Source organism: Actinoplanes sichuanensis (assembly GCF_033097365.1).
Classification (GTDB): Bacteria; Actinomycetota; Actinomycetes; order Mycobacteriales; family Micromonosporaceae; genus Actinoplanes; species Actinoplanes sichuanensis.
The window spans coordinates 4,355,141-4,372,004 of sequence record NZ_AP028461.1 but is presented as its reverse complement, the minus strand read 5'-3'; the positions used below and the strand labels follow the sequence as shown (position 1 = coordinate 4,372,004).

The following is a 16,864-nucleotide window of genomic DNA, read 5'->3' as shown; positions in this document are numbered from 1 at the left end:
CCTCGGCTAGCCGGCCGCGGCGCGAGACCTGCATCAGCAGGAGCTGATACTGCGACGCCGGGTGCTGGGTGAGGAACATCCGGGCATGCTGACCTCCATGAACAATCCGGTCACCGTGCTGGAGTCACTGGGCGAGACAGGCGTGGCACAAGACTTGACGAGCAAGCTTCCCTCATTGGAGGAACCGAGTCGCACTTGTCTGCAGTCGGCGGCTGCTTGCGGGCGTCTTGGGCCACTTTCATCCAGTCGTGGGATTCGATCGAGCATGCGCGCGGGAATCGGCGCGAGACCGTGAGAGGTCACGGCGCAGCAGACGCACCAGACCGAGTGATGTCAGCGACGAGTGACTCTACAAACGCCGGCGAGATCAACAAGTCGCCCGGACCTTCGCATGGGCGACGTGCCCGGGCTGTAGGACTCTTTGTCGTCCCTCGAGGGGCGAACGGCTAATCGTCGGCGAGGCCCTTGATGAATCGGGCCGAGGACACGCAGATGTCCTCGTAGCCGAGGAGCTTGTAGAACTCGTGGGTTCTGCTTCGGTGGCGGCTGCTGGTGATCTCCAGCTTCACGCAGCCCGCGGCGCGGGCCTGCCCTTCGACGGCCGCGACCAGCGCCTGGCCAACGCCCCGGCCGCGACAGCGCTCATCGACGACCAGTGCGAGCAGCCGCCCCAGCTTTCCCGACACTTCGAGCATCGGCATGACGTGCAGTGCCGCGACACCGACCAGATCACCATCGTCGTCAGCGCCGATGAGCCAGCTTGAGCGGTCGTCCAGCCAATGATCGAGTCGTTCGTTCACCGATGCCTCGGTGGTCGGGTATCCCAGTTGATTCAGCAAGCCGACGAGCTTCGACGCGTCCTGTCGCCGAATCGGTCGAAGCTCCAGATCCATGCCGGGCATTCTGGCACCCCCGCACCATGCCGTTGCGGCTGGTCGACGAACGGCCTCGACGGGGACCTCCTTCGGGCCCTCGGCGTGCAGCGGGTTCAGTGGTTACCAAAAGGTGCCTGCGGTTACTAATAAGTGCCTTCTTCCCAGCCCAGTGCCGGTCTCCTACGGTTACCAAGGAACTGAAAGCAACTGAAAGGAGTGGTCATGGCGGTAACTCTGGTGAACCCGGCCGGCCTGCCCGACGCCGGTGTGTACCGGCACGTCTCGGTGGCGACCGGATCGAGGTTCGTACACGTCGCCGGGCAGGTCTCCTGGACCGCCGACGGTTCGCTGGTCGGCGCCGACGATCTCGCAGCGCAGGTCGAGCAGTGCTACGTCAACGTGCACACGGCGCTGGCCGCGGTGGGGGCGACCTTCGACGACGTCGTCAAGCTGGTGGTGCACGTCGTGGACTGGAGGCCGGAGAAGATGCCCCAGTTGGTCGACGGCATGCAGCGGGCAGCCGCACGGCTCGGCATCACCGCGACGCCGCCGGCTTCGCTGTTCGGCATCGTCGCGTTGGACGTACCCGAGCACCTGGTGGAGATCGAGGCTACTGCGGTGCTCGACTAGAGCGTGCCTTCTCGATGTGGGGCAGGAACGTCTGGGTCCAGCCGCACATGCCGTCGACGACCGCGCGTAGCGCGTCGCCGGCCTCGGTGAGGGTGTATTCGACGCGGGGCGGGATCGTGGGGTGCACGGTGCGTTCGACCAGGCCGTTGTGTTCGAGCATTCGCAGGTTCTGGGTGAGCATCTTGTGGCTGATGCCGCCGATCTCGTCTCGCAGTTCACCGAACCGCATCGTTCGCTGCCCGAGGAACTCGATGATCAACAGCGCCCACTTGTTGGCGATGTCAGCGAAGATCTCCCTGGCCAGGGAGTCGGCGCGGGCCAGGTCGGCGTTCGGATCGAGCGCCGCGATCTCGGTGCGGGTTCCCATCCGACACTCTCCCTCCGACGACCGATGACACAACGTACCGCCGCGGCGGGTCCCGGCAGCAGGGGGCCCGCCGCCCCTGCTGCCCTACCCCGTGATGGATGGATCCGTGATCGTCGCAGGAGGATCGCCCCCAGGTGTTTCTCGGGACGGCGTTGCAGTTTCATCGCGCGCTCCAATACGCTATTCCGTAATTACGGACCAGCGTAGGAGGCGATCATGAGCGACGACAGGATCGACGAACTTGAGCGACGGATCGCCCACCTGGAAAGCCGGATCGACGGCGCCGTCGCGCCGGAGCGCATCGCGCGAAGTGCGAACCCACTGACGGGGGCGCTGCACACCTGGCGCCGCGAGGCTGACGATCAGTCCCTGCCCGGGACGGTGGGTTATGCGGGGTACGTGGCCGCCAGGGAACTGCTCTGGGCCAGGCAGATACCGCTTGCCGAGCTACTGTCGACGGACTGGGGGCCGGCCGCGGGCATCCTGGAGTCCCTCGGCAGCCTGCCGCGGCTGGCGTTACTGGAAGCGCTGCTGCGCGAAGGCCGCCGTACCAACGTCGAACTCCAGGAGGCGCTCGGCGCGATCCAGGGCGAAACGACGAGCGGCCAGCTATACCACCATCTGCGGGCGTTGCAGGCAGCGGGGCTGATCCAGCAGAGGCGGCGCGGCGAGTACGACCTCGCCCCCCAAGCGGTGATCCCGGTCCTGACCATCCTCGCCGCGGCGATGAACGTCGCCGCCGACCCTCCGGTCGGCCCGCCCGCCGCAACCCCGCAACCGCGCTGACCACGTACCCGGTGGGATGAAAGCCGGCTGATCGATCACCCACAACGAAATGCCGAGCGGCGACTCATGACTTCTTTGCAGGAATCGGCGTCGGTTCTTCGATCCGGTTCCGTAGGTTTCTCGGCATGATCTTCGATGTGCTGTTCCGGTCGACAGTCGAAAGCGCGGAAGGCCGTGGCCGGTGATCACCCGGAGAGCCGCGATCGGTGCCGCATTACTTCTGGTGGCCGGGTGCACCAGGCCACAGGAGAAGACGACCGGACCAGAGCAGCAGCCGACTTCGGCCCCGGCCCCCGCATCACCCTCGGTCGCTGCGTCTCGCCCGGCGGAGCGTCACGAGCGGCTCCTCGACCTGGAGCGGATGTACGGCGCACGGTTGGGAGTGTTCGCGGTGGCGTCCGGCAGCGGTGTCACGGTCGAGCACCGGGCCGACGACAGGTTCCCGTTCTGCTCGGCGTTCAAAGGCCTGGCAGCCGCCGCCGTCCTGCATGCCGTCTCGCTGTCCGGGCTCGATAAACGCGTCCGGTTCACCCAGGCCGATGTGGATCCGAACGTGAACAACTCGGTCAAGACCCGCGATCGGGTGGCCACCGGGATGACGCTCGACGAGCTGTGCGACGCGGCGATCCGCTTCAGCGACGGCACGGCGGGAAACCTCCTGCTGCGCGAGATCGGTGGCCCTGCTCAGTTGACGGCCTATCTGCGGACGCTCGGCGACACGGTGACCCGGTCCGTGCGGACCGAACCGGGCCTGCACCGGGATTGGCGACCCGGCGACCAGCGCGACACCACCTCCGCACGGGCCATCGGCACCGACTATCGCAAGGTCGTCGTGGGCGACGCACTCCCCGGCGATGCCCGCGCCTACCTCCGTGACCTGATGGAACGCGCTGACCAGAACCTCAATAGCAAGGAACGGATCCGGGCGGCCGTACCACGTCGCTGGACCGTGGCCGACAAGACCGGCACCGGCAGCTTCTACGGCATCGCGAACGATATCGGCCTCGTATGGCCCACGCCGTCCGCCGATCCCGTCCTCATCTCCATCATGTCGAGCCGTACCGGCCGCAACGCCACGGCCGACAACACCCTCGTCGCCGAGGCCGCGAGGTACGTAATAGGAAAGATCACCTGAGTACGGTCGTCGCCTGCCGTGGGATGACGATCCCAAGTCCCACGCCGGCGATATCGGCCTCGAGAGGGCGGCCGCTGGGCGGGCGCAAAGGGAACCTTGCGCCCGCTCAGCGGAGCACCCGAACCCGGTGGCACGAGGTGTGCCGCCGCATCACCGCTGATCAGCGACCGCCGCGCGGGCGGTTCGGGTCCTGGTTGGTACCGGTACAGAACTCGGGGAAATTCGCACAGATCAGCGGGTCCTGCGCCGGCGGCGGGGGCGGCGGTTCGACACCGTTGGCGATGGGATGCTTCGCGTTGCCGGTGTGCTGCCGCTCCGGGAACTTCTCCTCGTCCCACTTCATCGCGTCGGCGGCCTCGTCGAGGAACTGCCGCCACACCTTCGCCGGGGTCAGGGAGCCGAACATCTTGTCGCCGTCGGCCTCTTTCAAGGCGACCGGATCCGCTTTCTCGCCGACCCAGACGCTGGCCGCCAGTTGCGGGATGCCGCCGACGAACCAGCAGTCGCCGTTCTTGTCCGATTCCTGCTGGCTGAGTTCCCAGGTGCCGCTCTTGGCGACCGAGTCCCGTCCGCCGTCGAGGGAGTTGCCGGTGCTCTTGGGGATCTCGGCCATCACTCCGAGCAGGTCGGACATCTGGTCCTCGGGGAAAGCCCGTCTGCCGGTCGAGGCGTCGTTGACGGTCTTGCGTTGGCCGCTCGCAGTGTCGAGCCAGCTGACCTCCTTGACGAAGTGGGCGTCGTGCTGTTTGCCCACCCCGACGATGGTCGCCACGGCGGCTGCGTGTTCCAGCGGGACGATCCGGAACTGGCCGAAGCCCGCCTCCGGGGAGAAGCTGCGTTTCAGCACGGACCGGGAGGCGGTCGTCAGGTCGATCCGCTTGCCCTCGTTGGTCCACATGTGTTTGATGCCCGCCGCCTTGGCCGCCCCGAGGACCTTGTCGACTCCCAGCTTCTCGGTGATCCAATAAAACGGGAAGTTGTACGACTTGATGGTGGCCGTCTGCAGATCGCAGTTCTTGATGCCGCCGCCGGTGTCGCACACTCTGCCCGGGTCCTGGCCCGCGTTACTGATCGTCTTGCCGTCGGTCTTGGGTAGCTCACCGTTCCAGCGGGTCTCGAACGAGACGCCGTCCTGCAGACCCGCCGCCAAGGTGTAGATCTTGAAGGTGGAGCCGGCCGGTTGGCCGCCGTTGTTCAGCACGCCGTTGCCGTCGCCGTCCATGTAACCGGCGTAGTCGGTGCCGGTCGGCGAGTCGCCGCCGTAGTAGGCGAGCACGCGCCCGTTCTGGGGGTCGATGCCGACCACGGCGGCCTGGTACTTCTTGGAGACCTTGGTCATCGGGGACTGCGCGTTGCTGCGCGACCCGGCCGCCACCGCCGCCTTCTGCACCTTCTCGTTGATCGTGGTGGTGACCCGCAGGCCGCCCTTCTCCCACATCTCGTCGGTGATGCCGCGCTGCCGCAGCTCGTAGCGGACATGCCGGACGATCATGCCGTCCGGGCCGTTCTCGGCGGCTGCCGAACTCTTGCCGGCCGCCTTGGTCTTGCTGATCGTGGGGTACTTGCGCGCGTCGTACTCGGCCGGGGTGATGTAGCCCTGATCGCGCATGTTCTTGAGGGTGTCGTCCCAGCGACCCCGGGCCGCGGTGGGGTTGATGTCCGGGTCGTACCCCTGGTGGCCTGTGATGGCGTCCGGGTAGGGCTGGCGGATGATCGCCGCGAGTACCGCCGCCTCGTACGCGTTGATCCGCTTCTTCGGGTCGGCCTCCATGGACACGCTCTTGCCGAAGTAACCCTGCGCGGCCGCCTCGACTCCGTAACGGCCCCGGCCCAGGTCGACGAAGTTGAGGTACCAGGCCATGATCTCGTCCTTGTCGTACTTGGACTCCAGCTTCCGGGCGATCACCGCCTCCCGTAGCTTGCGGCTGTAGGTGACCTCGTTGATCTCGGCGACGTGCCGCGCGTACTGCTGGGTGATGGTCGAAGCACCCTGCTTGCCGCCGCCGGTGAAGTTGTTCCAGGCGGCGCGGGCGATGCCTTTCATGTCGATGCCGTTGTGGTTGTAGAAGTTCTTGTCCTCGATCGCGACGACGGCGTGCGCCATGATCGGGTTGATCTGCTGATACGGCAGGTTGATCCTGGCCTCCCCCCGCTTGGCCAGCACCGTCCTGCCGCCGTCGTAGTAGATGACGTTCATCTGATCCTCGGCCGTGGGCTGCGGCACCTCGACGGAGTCGAAGAAGACCGTGCCGCCCACGATGCCGCCACCGGCCAGGATGACGAGCACGGCGGTGAGGCCGATCAGCAGGTTCGCCCGCCGACGTTTCCTGGCCGCCTTGCTCTTGCGTTTACCGGGCCTCTTGCCGCCGGGCGGGCTCTCGGCGACCGCCGACGGACTGCCGGGCGGCTCACTCGGCGGCACCGGACGGACCGCGGCCCGTGCGGTGACCCCACCCACCGCGGCCCTTCCGGCCGGCGCACCCACCGCGGCGCGCCCCACCGGTGCGGTCGGGCCTGGTACACGGGCGCCGGCTCGGGCCGGCTGCGGATCTTCCTGCCTGTTCATCGTTCAGCGCCTACCGTTGAGGGGCGCGCCCGGCCCGGATGAGAGCACCGGGGAGCCGCGCCGTGAGTGGGCAAAACAGGCTGATCCAACAAGCGCGCGACCGATCGGCAGCCGTCATGATCGAGGGACGGCACGTTTTGGGGATTCGGAACCGGCACGCTCGGCGATCAAGCGGGTACGGCGATGTCCTCGAAGGAGGCCGATCGCGCCGGCGGGCCGGTCCGACCGTTCGGGCACCGGGACGCTGACCGACGCTGTTCCGGGGTCTTATGTGGGCAGATCGCGCAACAGAACGTGAATGATGTTCGGCGGAGGCTCGGTGGCGAGCCGGTTTGACGGCAAGGTCATCGATGAACAGAGACCAGCCCTGCTTCGTACGCGATGGAAGCCAGGTCGCCTCGGTGGTATCCAGAGGTATCCGCCTTTGAACGTGCCGCCATCGATGACATGATCGAGATCGGGCTTGTGTTGCTGTGTCGTGATCATTCAGTCGTGGTGTGGAGGCCGCGTGGAGATTCCCGACTGGGCCCGCAGGCCACCCAGGCCGCCCGGGCCGCCGTTGCGGGATGTCGGTGGCCGGGTCGCGTATCTGGTGGCGCCGGCGATGTTGAGGTTGTGGCTCAATCGCGGTGTGCCGCCGGAGCGGCGCACCGGCCTGGACGAGTTTCGGCAGGATGTGCGGCGAGGTCCGGCAGGATCAGGCGATATCGAGACCGCCAATTCGGTACGAGCAGTCGCCTGGATGTTCACGGCCGGCGTAGCGGTGCTGCTCTTTGTGGTCACAACGTATCTGCGGTGGGGGATACCGTCGCTGACCCACTTCGCTGAGATCCCCGGGGCGGTACTTGTCGGCATTGGCATGTTCGCCGTCGGTGCCGGCATCGCCAGTGGCGTCCGGTGGACGCTCTCGTCGGCTTTGGAGGCCCGGGTCGATGCTGCATACGACCGCACAACACCGGGGGAGCGCCCTCGCGGCTTAGCCGTGTGGCTGTGCATGCCATCGAACGTCGACCTCTTCCTCGCCCTGACGTGGGCTGCATGCTTCACACCGGCGTTGCTGAACCCGGCGGGCTAGACCTTGACCGGATGGGCCGGCGCAAGCCGCTGGTCGTGGCTTCCTCGGCGCTGATGGCGATCTCGATGCAGGGTGCCGCTGTGCTGCTCGCCCTGTTCGTGCAGGCCGACCTGGCCGGCATTAGCCTTCGGCGTCTACCTGCCGGTCGACCAGGCGCTGTTCATCGACGTCCTGCCGGACCGGGAGGCCGCCGGGCGTGACCTGGGGATCGCCGCGCTCGCCGGCAACCTGGGTCAGGCCCTTGGTCCGGTGATGGCCGGTCAGGTCGTGGCGCTCACCGGTGGTTATCGCGCCGTCTGGATGGTGGCGCTGGTCCTGACCGGGGTCGCCGCCCTCGCGATCCTCCGTGTCCGCGGTGCTCGTTGAGTCTTCCGGTGGGAGCGGCGGTCGTCTATAACTAACTAACCGGTACATTAATTCGGTCCGCTGGGACCGCCTGGTGGACCTCGGCTGTGCCGGGTCCACCGCGGCGTGCCCGAGCTGAAAGGCGGAGCGGCCATGCTCATCGACGAGCGTCCCGACACCCACCCGGCACCGGCGACCGCCGCCGGTCCTCCACGGCTGTCCATCGCCACGGCCTGCCTGTCCGGCACCCTCGAGGACAAACTCGCGGCCGCTGCCGCCGCCGGCTTCCACGGGGTGGAGATCTTCGAGAGTGACCTGATCGCCTCGGCCTGGTCACCGGCCCGAATCCGGCAGGAGTGCCGGCGCCGGGACCTGACCGTCGAGGCCTACCAGCCGTTCCGGGACTTCGAGGCGGTGCCACCACACCTGCTGCGGAGCAACCTGCGCCGCGCCGAGCGCAAGTTCGACGTGCTGGAACAGCTCGGCGCCACCACGATGCTGGTCGGCTCGGCGGAATCGGCCGCGACCATCGACGACGACGACCTCGCCGCCGAGCAACTGCATGAACTCGCCGAACGAGCCGGCCGGCGCGGTCTGCGCATCGCGTACGAGGCACAGGCCTGGGGACGCCACGTCCGCTCGTACGCCCACGCCTGGCGCATCGTGCGCCGCGCCGGACATCCGGCCCTCGGGCTGTGCCTGGACAGCTTCCACGTGCTGTCCCGCGACGACGACCTCGCCGGGATCGCCGTGATCCCCGGTGACAAAGTGTTCCACCTGCAGCTGGCCGACGCACCCCGGCTGAAGATGGACGTCGTCGAGTGGAGCCGCCATCACCGGCTCTTCCCCGGCCTGGGCGCGTTCGATCTGGCCGCGTTCACCGGCCGGGTGCAGGCCACCGGGTATACCGGGCCACTGTCGCTGGAGGTGTTCAACGACATCTATCGGCAGGCCGACCCCCGGCAGGCGGCCATCGACGGCATGCGGTCGCTGCTGGCGCTCAACGAGGCGGTGACGGGCGACGTACGCCTGCCGTCCCCGCCGCGCCTGGGTGGGCACGTGTTCACCGAGCTGGCCGTCGACGAGGTGTCCGGGCCGGTGGCGGCGCGGACGCTGACCGCGCTGGGATTCGCCCGGACCGGCCGGCACCGCTCCAAGCCGGTCGAGTTGTGGCAGCAGGGTGCCGCCCGGATCCTGCTGAACTACGCGCCGCAGCGCCGGGTGGCGCCCGGCACCGCGATGATCTGCGCGCTGGGACTGGAGAGCGACGACCCGGCCCGGTCGGCGCAGCGCGCGGACCGGCTGCTGGCCCCGGTGCTGCCGCGGGTCCGGCAGCCGCAAGAGGTGGATCTGAGCTCGGTGGCGGCGCCGGACGGGACCGCGGTGTTCTTCTGCCGTTCCGGCCCGGGCAGTTGGCTGTCGGACTTCGCACCCACCGGCGAGGTGTCCGCGGCAGACGGTCTGATCACCGCCACCGACCACATCGCCCTGACCGAGTCGGTGGACGACTTCGACCAGGTGGCGCTCTTCTTCCGATCGGTACTGGGACTGGCGTCCGGGCCGACCACCGAGTTCGCGGCCCCGTTCGGGTTGCTGCGCAGCCGGTCGGCGACCGACGCCGGGCACACCGTACGGATCACCCTGAACACCGCCCCGCTGCGCCGTGGCAGCTGGGCGCCGGGCACCCCGAGTCCGCAGCACGTCGCGTTCGTCAGCAGCGACGTGATCGCCAGCGCCCGGGCTCTGCGCGCGCTCGCCGCACCCATCCTGCCCATCCCGGACAACTACTACGACGACCTGGACGCCAGGCTCGCCCCACCGCCGCGGCTGCTGGCCACGTTGCGGGAGCATTCGATCCTCTACGACAGTGACGAGGCGGGGGAGTACCTGCACTTCTACACCGAGATGCTCGGATCCCGGCTGTTCTTCGAAGTGGTTCAGCGCGTCGACGGGTATGCCGGGTACGGCTCGGTGGCGACGGTGCCGGTGCGGATGGCCGCGCACCGGCATCACCGACTGCAACGGCTTCGCGACACCGCACCTCACCCCGGCGAGCGGGTGCACGACTACTCGCTGGCGCACCTGACGGCACTGAGCCTGTCACCGCCGGAGCTGGTGGAGGCCGCCGCCGCGGCCGGATACCGGTATGTCGGGTTACGGCTGACCCGGGTCACCGCGCAGGAGCCGCACTATCCGCTCGCCACCGATCCGGCGCTGATGCGCACGACCAAGGTGCGGCTGGCCGCGACCGGTGTCGAGGTGCTCGACATCGAGCTGGCCCGGATCGGCCCGGACGAGGATCCGCGGGACTTCCAGCGGTTCCTGGAGGCCGGTGCCGAACTCGGCGCCCGGCATGTCATCACCCAGTTGCCGGATGCGGACCGGGCCCGCAAGGTGCACCGGTTCGCGCAACTGTGCGAGATGGCCCGGCCGCTGGGGCTGACCGTCGACCTGGAGTTCCCGTCGTGGACCGAGACGCCGGATCTCGCGGAGGCGACCAGGGTGCTGCGGGCGGCCGGGCAGAGCAACGCCGGTGTGCTGATCGATCTGCTGCACTTCGCCCGGTCCGGGTCGAGTGTCGCGGACCTGCGGGAGCTGCCGGCCGAGTGGTTCCACTTCGCGCATGTCTGCGATGCGCCGCCGGGGGTGCCGGCGACCAACGAGGAGCTGATCCACACCGCCCGGTTCGAGCGGCTCTATCCGGGCGAGGGGGGCATCGACCTCGACGGCATCCTGTCCGCGCTCCCGCCCGGCATCCCGTACGCCTTGGAGATCCCCCGCGCCCAGTTGGTCGCGCAGGTCGGCGCGGCCGAGCACGCCCGGATGGCGCTGGCCGCCACCCGGGCGCGGCTGGACGTGCCGGCGGCGGTCTGACCCGCCGCGGACGTCCGCCTGTTCAGCGGCAGAACGGCCGGCGGCCCATGGCGGACTCGATACCGCCGAGCAGGTGGGTGGTGAAGTACGTGTCGCCGGTGGTGGGGGTGTCGGTCCAGGCGTCGACGGAGTGGCCGAGGGTGGTGACCCAGGAGCGGCCGCCGTCGTAGTACTGGCACCAGGAGACCGGATGGTCGCGGCCGTGGCCCGGGTGACCGCTGCCGCCGGTGGCGCCGTCGGGCAGGGTGGACTCGTCCACCCGGGCCAGGACCCGCACCCCGGAGGGGAAGGGCACCAGGTTGTACCACTCGTCGGTGAAGTCCCAGCGGGCCGGCAGGCCGCCGGTGGAGGCGTCGCGGCGGCTCGCGGTGACGACCGTGCCGGGCTGGTTGGCGCCGTGGTCGTAGTAGTTGGCTCCGCCGAGCAGGCCTTCGTACCACGGCCAGTTGTATTCGGTGCCGAACGCGTTGTGGACGCCGACGAAGCCGCCGCCGCCGCGGATGTACTGTCGCAGCGCGGTCTGTGCGGGGTCGTCGAGGGTGTCGCGGGTGGTGCTCATGAAGATGACGGCGTTGTAGCGAAACAGCCGGGCGGGGCTGTTGAGCTGGGTGACGTCCTCGGTCCAGTCGACGGCGAAACCGTGGTCGGCGCCGAGTTTGACCAGGGCGCTCTGGGCGGCGTGTGCCGCGGTGAACGGCGGGTTGAGGCCGGCCGGCAGGGCCGGGCCGAGGTGGGCGTGGCGGGGCCCGGCGGTGCGGCTGTAGACGAGTACCCGGTATCCGTCGGTGGCCGGGTCGAAGTTGCCCCAGTCGTGGTAGCAGGCGGGGTCGGTGCCGCGGCAGACGCCGTAGTCGACGCGGCCCAGCTCCGTGGCGCCGCGAATCGGTGCGGCGGCCAGGGTGTTTCCGCTGATCAGGACGGTGGCGGTGAGCGCGGCGGCCACGGCGCCGGCGAATCGGTGGACTGCCATGTCACTCCTCAGGGGCCGGTGTAGGTGGGCTGGATCGTCGGCGGGATCGGTCCTTTGTTGCGGCGGCCCTGGCCGGTCTCCTCCCAGGCGTGGGCGAGGATGCCGACGCTGCGGCTGAGGACGAAAAGGCCGCGGGCCAGCGGGGGCGGGAAGCCGAGTTCGGCGTAGACGACGGCGGTGCAGCCGTCGATGTTGATCGGTACCGGGTGCAGCAGTCGTTCGACGGTGCGGGCGGCGCGCAGGTGGGAGCCGTTGACGACACCGTCGGCGACGGCCCGTTCGACGGCGGTCAGCAGCGGATCGCGGCGCGGGTCGCGGGTGTGGAAACGATGCCCGAAACCGGGTAGGTAGCGGTCGCGGGCGCGCCAGGCGGTGACCACGGTGGCCGGGTCGTCGCTGTCGCGGACCTCGTCGAGCAGACGCATGCACTGCTCGCCGGCGCCGCCGTGCACGTCGCCGAGCAGGTTGACGCCGGTGGCCACGGCGTTGTTGAGGCCGATGCCGCAGGTGGCGGCCATGCGGGCGACGGCGATTGAGGGGGCGTGCGGACCGTGGTCGACCGACGAGACCAGTGCGGCTTCCAGGAGGCGCTCCTCGGCGGGGGTGGGCTGCTCGCCGCGCAGCATCAGCCAGATCACTCCGGCGAAACCCATCGACCCGATCAGATTCTGTACGGGGTGCCCGCGCAGCTCGATGACGTTCGGTTCGACTCGGGAGACCGCGGTGGCCCACCAGTCGGCGGCTTGCTGGTCCTGGCTCACGGCGACCGTACCTCCGAGGATTTGAAGTCGTTGTTGTGCTCGCCGAGCGTGGGCGGTGGGGTGGTCGGGCGCAGCGGGCGGCCGTCGACGAGCACGCCGTTGCCGGTGACCCGCAGGGTGCGTGCCGGGTCGTCGGGGAACGGCAGGTCGGTGACGAATCCGCGTTCGGTGACCTGGTCGAGTTCGACGGCCTGTTCGACGGTGAGGATGCGGGCGGCCGGGACGCCGGCGCCGGAGAGCAGTTGTTCCCAGTCGAGGGCGGGCCGGTCGCGCAGGGCGGCGTTGAGGGCGGTGTTCAGCTCGGCGCGGTGTTGTTTGCGGGCTTCCCGGTCGGCGAAGCGCGGGTCGGTGATCAGGCCGGGCCGGCCGACGAGACGGCAGAGGGTCTCGAACTGCTCCTGCCGGTTGGCGGCGATGTTGAGCGGTCCGTCCGCGGCGTGGAAGGTGCCCGACGGTGCGGCGGTGGCGTTCTGGTCGCCCATCGGCTCCGGCGGCACCCCGCTGACCAGGTAGTTGGACACCGCCCAGCCCATCGCCGACAGGGAGGTCTCCAGCATGGAGACGTCGAGGTGCACGCCGGTGCCGGTGCGGGCGCGGCCGGCCAGGGCGGCGGCGATGGCCATGGCGGCGGTGAGCCCGCCGATGGTGTCGCAGGCGGGGAACCCGACGCGCTGGGGTGCGGTGTCCGGGGTCCCGGTGATGGCCATCATTCCGGACAGGCCCTGGATGACCTGGTCGTAGGCGGGGGCGTGGCGCATCGGGCCGGTCTGGCCGAAGCCGGAGATGGCGCAGTAGATCAGTCTCGGGTTGAGGCGGTGCAGGGTCGGCCAGGGGTAGCCGATGCGGCCGAGGACCCCGGCCCGGAAGTTCTCGAGTAGGACGTCGGCGTCGTGCAGCAGGTTCTCGAAGACGGCGCGGTCGTCGGGGTCCTTGAGGTCGAGTTCGACGGATTTCTTTCCGGCGTTCTGGGCGAGGAAGGAGGCGCCGACTCCGGCCCGGTTGAGGGCCGGCTCGGGGCCGAGGGTGCGGGCCAGGTCGCCGTCGCCCGGTCGCTCCACCTTGATCACTTCGGCGCCGAGCAGCATCAGGTGATAGCTGCAGTAGGGGCCGGCGAGGACGTTGGTCAGGTCGAGGACGCGGACACCGGAGAGCGGTCGATCGTCAGCCATGAGGCCCCTCGATAGATCGAAAATCACCCATTGCCAGGGGGCGGCGCGGCCCGTACGTTACACCTAGTCCACAGAACGGTCCAGATGGACCACCAAGCGGATCGGTGAAGGGATCGTGATGGACCACACCACCGTGACCGGATGCCTGATCGCCGGGCAGTGGGTCGACGACGGACCCCAGGACCAGCGGGTCGGCCCGTGGACCCGGTCCGTCGTCAGCTCCGCCCGGCAGGCCGGCGACCACGACGTCGGCACGGCACTCGCCTACGCCCGGCACGCCGCCCGGCAGGTCGCCCGCACCTCACCCGCGGCCCGCGCCGAGGTTCTTGAGCGGGCCGCCGCCGAAGCCCTGCGCCGCCGCGACGACCTGGCCCGGCTGCTCGCCCTGGAACTCGGGAAACCGGTCAAGGACGGGCGCGGGGAGATCGACCGGGTGGCCGACACGTTCGCCGTGTCCGCGGCCGAGGCGCGCCGGATCGGCGGGGAGGTTCTGCCGGTCGCCGGCTGGGCGCGCGGGGTCGGCAACACCGCGCTGACCCACCGGGCCCCGGTCGGGGTCGCCCTGGCGATCACCCCGTTCAACGCACCGGCGAACCTGCTCGCGCACAAGCTCGCCGCCTCGTACGCGGCCGGCAACACCACCATCGTCAAACCGCCTCCGCAGGCCCCGGCCGCCTCCGCCGCGATCGTGGCGCTGCTGCTCGACTGTGGGATGCCGCCCGAGGCGGTGCAGCTGCTGCACGGTGGCGGCGCGGTCGGGTCGGCGCTGAGCGCGGCACCGGAGGTCGGCGTCATCAGCTTCACCGGCAGCCCCGCCACCGGGCATGCCGTGGCCCGTGCCGCCGGAGCCAAACGCCTGGTCATGGAGCTGGGCGGCAATGCCGCGACGATCGTCTGCGAGGACGCCGACATCCCGGCCGCGGCCCGGGTCTGCGCGGTCACCGGCTACTCCAACTCCGGGCAGAGCTGCATCTCGGTCCAGCGGGTGTATGTGCACCGCAGCGCCTACCGGCAGTTCCTCGACGCGTTCACCGCCGAGGTGGAGAAACTGACGGTCGGCGACCCCCTCGACGCCGGCACCGACATCGGCTCGATGGTCGACGACACCGCCGCCGAACGGGTCGTCGAGTGGACCCGGCAGGCCGCCGAGGCCGGGGCGACGATCACCACCGGCGGCCGCCGCGACGGCGCGACGGTGACGCCCACGGTCGTGGCCTCGCCACCGCCGGACGCCCGACTGATCCGCGACGAGGTGTTCGGCGCCGCGGTCGGCGTGATCGCCTACGACGACTTCGACACGGTCCTGCAGACGTGCAACGACAGCCGGTACGGGCTGCAGGCCGGCCTGTTCACTCAAGACATCCGCCGCATCGTGACCGCCTGGCGGGAACTGGAGGTCGGTGGGCTGGTCGTGAACGGCTCGTCCAACTTCCGGCTCGACCACGTCCCGTTCGGCGGGGTGAAGGACTCCGGGTTCGGCCGCGAGTCGCCACGCTGGATGATCGACGACTACACGGTGGTCAAGACGCTGCTCCTGCGCGGCATCTCGCTGTACGGCGACCAGGAGACGATCCGATGAGCCCGGTCACCGCAGCCGAGGCGATGGTCGCGCAACTGGAGTCGTACGGCGTCGAGCACGTCTTCGGCACCTGCGGGCACACCAACATCGCCCTGCTCGACGCGCTCGGGCGCAGCCGCATCCGATTCGTGATCGCCCGGCACGAGCAGGCCGCCGCGCACGCCGCCGACGGCTACGCGCGCGCGACCGGCCGTACCGGCGTGGTGTTGTTGCATGTCGGTCCCGGCATGACGAACGCGGTGACCGGGGTGATGACGGCCGCGCTCGACTCGGTGCCGCTGGTCGCGATCGCCGGTGACGTGCCGTCCTACTACTTCGGCCGGCATCCGCACCAGGAGATCAACCTGCACGCCGACGCCGATCAGAGCGCCGTCTACCGGCCGTTCGTGAAACGGGCCTGGCAGGTGCACCGGCCGGAGGACCTGGCCCGATACACCGAGCGGGCGTTCTGGACGGCGGCCTCCGGGCGGCCGGGTGCGGTGCTGCTCAGCGTGCCGATGGACCACTTCTCCCGCCCTGTCGAGGCCGGTGGGTACCCGCCGGCCGTGCCGCAGCGCCCGGATCTGCCCGCCGAGCTCGCCGGGCAGATCGCCGACCTGCTGATCGACGCCGAACGGCCGCTGGTCTACCTGGGCGGCGGGCTGCGGCGCGGGCTCGGGCCGGCCGCGCTGCGGGCACTGGTCGAGCACCTCGACATCCCGGTGGTGCACTCGCTGATGGCCAAGGGCACGCTGCCCGACGACCATCCGCTGCTGCTCGGGATGCCCGGTTTCTGGGGCCTGGAGCTGACCAACCGGCACACCCGGGAGGCCGACGTGGTGCTCGCGCTGGCCACCCGGTTCGCCGAGACCGACGCCAGCTCCTGGGACCGCCGCTACACCTGGCAGTTCCCGCCGGGCAAGCTGATCCAGATCGACATCGACCCGGCCGAGATCGGCCGCAGCTTCCCCGTCACCATCGGGGCGGTCGCCGACGTGACCCGGGCCGTGCAGGCGATCAGCACGGCCGTGCACGCCCACCATCCGACGCCGCGCCGTCGGGCGGCCCTGCGCGAGACGATCACCGGGGCGCGGTGCACCCTGTTCGCCGACAGCCGGGGCCGGGGCGCCAGTGACGCGTTCCCGCTGCGGCCCGAGCGGATCCTCACCGACCTGCGGGCGTTGCTGCCCGCCGACGCGGTGCTGGTCACCGACGTGGGCTGGAACAAGAACGGGGTCGCGCAGTGCTACGAGCTGCCCGCCGAAGGGCGGTTCATCACCCCGGGCGGGGCGTCCACCATGGGGTTCGGGCCGGCGGCGGCGGTCGGTGTGCAGATCGCCGAGCCGGGCCGGACGGTCGTCGCGCTGGTCGGTGACGGCGGCATGGGCGCCCAGTTGCCGGCGCTGCCGATGGCCGTCGAACAGGGCGCCCCGGTGATCTTCGTGGTGATGAACAACCGGTCGCACGGCACCATCTCCGACCTGCAGGCGGCGAACTTCGGCCGCAGTTTCGGCTGTGACTTCACCGGGCCGGACGGGCTGCCCTACAGCCCCGACTTCGCCGCCCTCGCCCGGGCGTGCGGCGCCGACGGCTACCCGGTCACCAGCGCCGCCGACTTCGGTGACGCGTTGCGCGCCGCACTGGACGCCCGACGGCCGGCGGTGATCGACGTACCGATGGTCAACGAACCGGTCCCGACCCCGGGGCACTGGAACATCAAGGACATCTACCAGGGGATCTTCGAATAGAGGGG

General features: G+C 69.8%; 14 protein-coding genes. 8 read left to right on the top strand and 6 right to left on the bottom strand.

The features are described 5' to 3' along the window. Positions 1-446: 446 nt before the first annotated feature. The gene (locus tag Q0Z83_RS20095) at positions 447-893 is read right to left on the bottom strand and encodes a GNAT family N-acetyltransferase (RefSeq protein ID WP_317795493.1); all 447 of its coding nucleotides are present in this window, start codon (positions 891-893) and stop codon (positions 447-449) included. Positions 894-1,097: 204 nt separating this feature from the next. Here Q0Z83_RS20095 and Q0Z83_RS20090 point away from each other — a divergent pair, with 204 nt between their 5' ends. Then, positions 1,098-1,505, top strand: a complete 408-nt coding sequence (locus Q0Z83_RS20090; RefSeq protein WP_317795492.1) for a RidA family protein — start codon at positions 1,098-1,100, stop codon at positions 1,503-1,505. Here the strand turns inward: Q0Z83_RS20090 and Q0Z83_RS20085 are convergent. Further along, a complete protein-coding gene (locus Q0Z83_RS20085) occupies positions 1,486-1,872 on the bottom strand; it encodes a winged helix-turn-helix transcriptional regulator (protein WP_317795491.1) in 387 nt (128 codons plus the stop codon). The genes Q0Z83_RS20090 and Q0Z83_RS20085 overlap by 20 nt on opposite strands. Positions 1,873-2,088: 216 nt before the next feature. Between Q0Z83_RS20085 and Q0Z83_RS20080 the strand changes: the two genes are divergently transcribed. Both Q0Z83_RS20080 and bla read left to right on the top strand, forming a co-directional pair. Continuing rightward, on the top strand, positions 2,089-2,658 hold the full coding sequence (locus Q0Z83_RS20080; protein WP_317795490.1) for a helix-turn-helix domain-containing protein: 570 nt from the start codon (positions 2,089-2,091) through the stop codon (positions 2,656-2,658). 181 nt (positions 2,659-2,839) lie between these two features. Then, a complete protein-coding gene (gene bla, locus Q0Z83_RS20075) occupies positions 2,840-3,793 on the top strand; it encodes a class A beta-lactamase (protein WP_317795489.1) in 954 nt (317 codons plus the stop codon). Positions 3,794-3,953: 160 nt separating this feature from the next. On the opposite strand, the gene Q0Z83_RS20070 is transcribed toward bla, so the two are convergent. Continuing rightward, a complete protein-coding gene (locus tag Q0Z83_RS20070; RefSeq protein WP_317795488.1) occupies positions 3,954-6,359 on the bottom strand; it encodes a transglycosylase domain-containing protein in 2,406 nt (801 codons plus the stop codon). Positions 6,360-6,867: 508 nt separating this feature from the next. On the opposite strand from Q0Z83_RS20070, the gene Q0Z83_RS20065 reads away from it, so the two are divergent. From Q0Z83_RS20065 to Q0Z83_RS20055, 3 genes are all read left to right on the top strand, one after another. Continuing rightward, positions 6,868-7,434 (top strand): hypothetical protein, encoded by a 567-nt coding sequence (locus tag Q0Z83_RS20065; protein ID WP_317795487.1) that lies wholly within the window; start codon positions 6,868-6,870, stop codon positions 7,432-7,434. Positions 7,435-7,506: 72 nt separating this feature from the next. Next, positions 7,507-7,800, top strand: a complete 294-nt coding sequence (locus Q0Z83_RS20060; protein ID WP_317795486.1) for a hypothetical protein — start codon at positions 7,507-7,509, stop codon at positions 7,798-7,800. A gap of 132 nt (positions 7,801-7,932) precedes the next feature. Then, positions 7,933-10,653, top strand: a complete 2,721-nt coding sequence (locus Q0Z83_RS20055; RefSeq protein ID WP_317795485.1) for a TIM barrel protein — start codon at positions 7,933-7,935, stop codon at positions 10,651-10,653. A 22-nt stretch (positions 10,654-10,675) separates the two neighbouring features. Here Q0Z83_RS20055 and Q0Z83_RS20050 read toward each other — a convergent pair whose 3' ends face one another. Genes Q0Z83_RS20050 through Q0Z83_RS20040 form a run of 3 tightly spaced genes read right to left on the bottom strand, consistent with a single transcriptional unit; the run spans position 10,676 to position 13,553 of the window. Then, the gene (locus Q0Z83_RS20050; RefSeq protein WP_317795484.1) at positions 10,676-11,623 is read right to left on the bottom strand and encodes a ThuA domain-containing protein; all 948 of its coding nucleotides are present in this window, start codon (positions 11,621-11,623) and stop codon (positions 10,676-10,678) included. An 8-nt stretch (positions 11,624-11,631) separates the two neighbouring features. Next, complete coding sequence (locus tag Q0Z83_RS20045) at positions 11,632-12,384, bottom strand: citryl-CoA lyase (protein ID WP_317795483.1); 753 nt, start codon at positions 12,382-12,384, stop codon at positions 11,632-11,634. Then, positions 12,381-13,553 carry a CaiB/BaiF CoA transferase family protein gene (locus tag Q0Z83_RS20040; protein WP_317795482.1) on the bottom strand — a complete coding sequence of 391 codons (1,173 nt, stop codon included), beginning with the start codon at positions 13,551-13,553 and terminating at the stop codon, positions 12,381-12,383. Before Q0Z83_RS20040 ends, Q0Z83_RS20045 begins: the two co-directional genes overlap by 4 nt. A 118-nt stretch (positions 13,554-13,671) precedes the next feature. On the opposite strand from Q0Z83_RS20040, the gene Q0Z83_RS20035 reads away from it, so the two are divergent. After that, the gene (locus tag Q0Z83_RS20035; RefSeq protein ID WP_317795481.1) at positions 13,672-15,132 is read left to right on the top strand and encodes an aldehyde dehydrogenase family protein; all 1,461 of its coding nucleotides are present in this window, start codon (positions 13,672-13,674) and stop codon (positions 15,130-15,132) included. Then, complete coding sequence (locus Q0Z83_RS20030; protein WP_317795480.1) at positions 15,129-16,859, top strand: thiamine pyrophosphate-binding protein; 1,731 nt, start codon at positions 15,129-15,131, stop codon at positions 16,857-16,859. Before Q0Z83_RS20035 ends, Q0Z83_RS20030 begins: the two co-directional genes overlap by 4 nt. Positions 16,860-16,864: the final 5 nt, after the last annotated feature.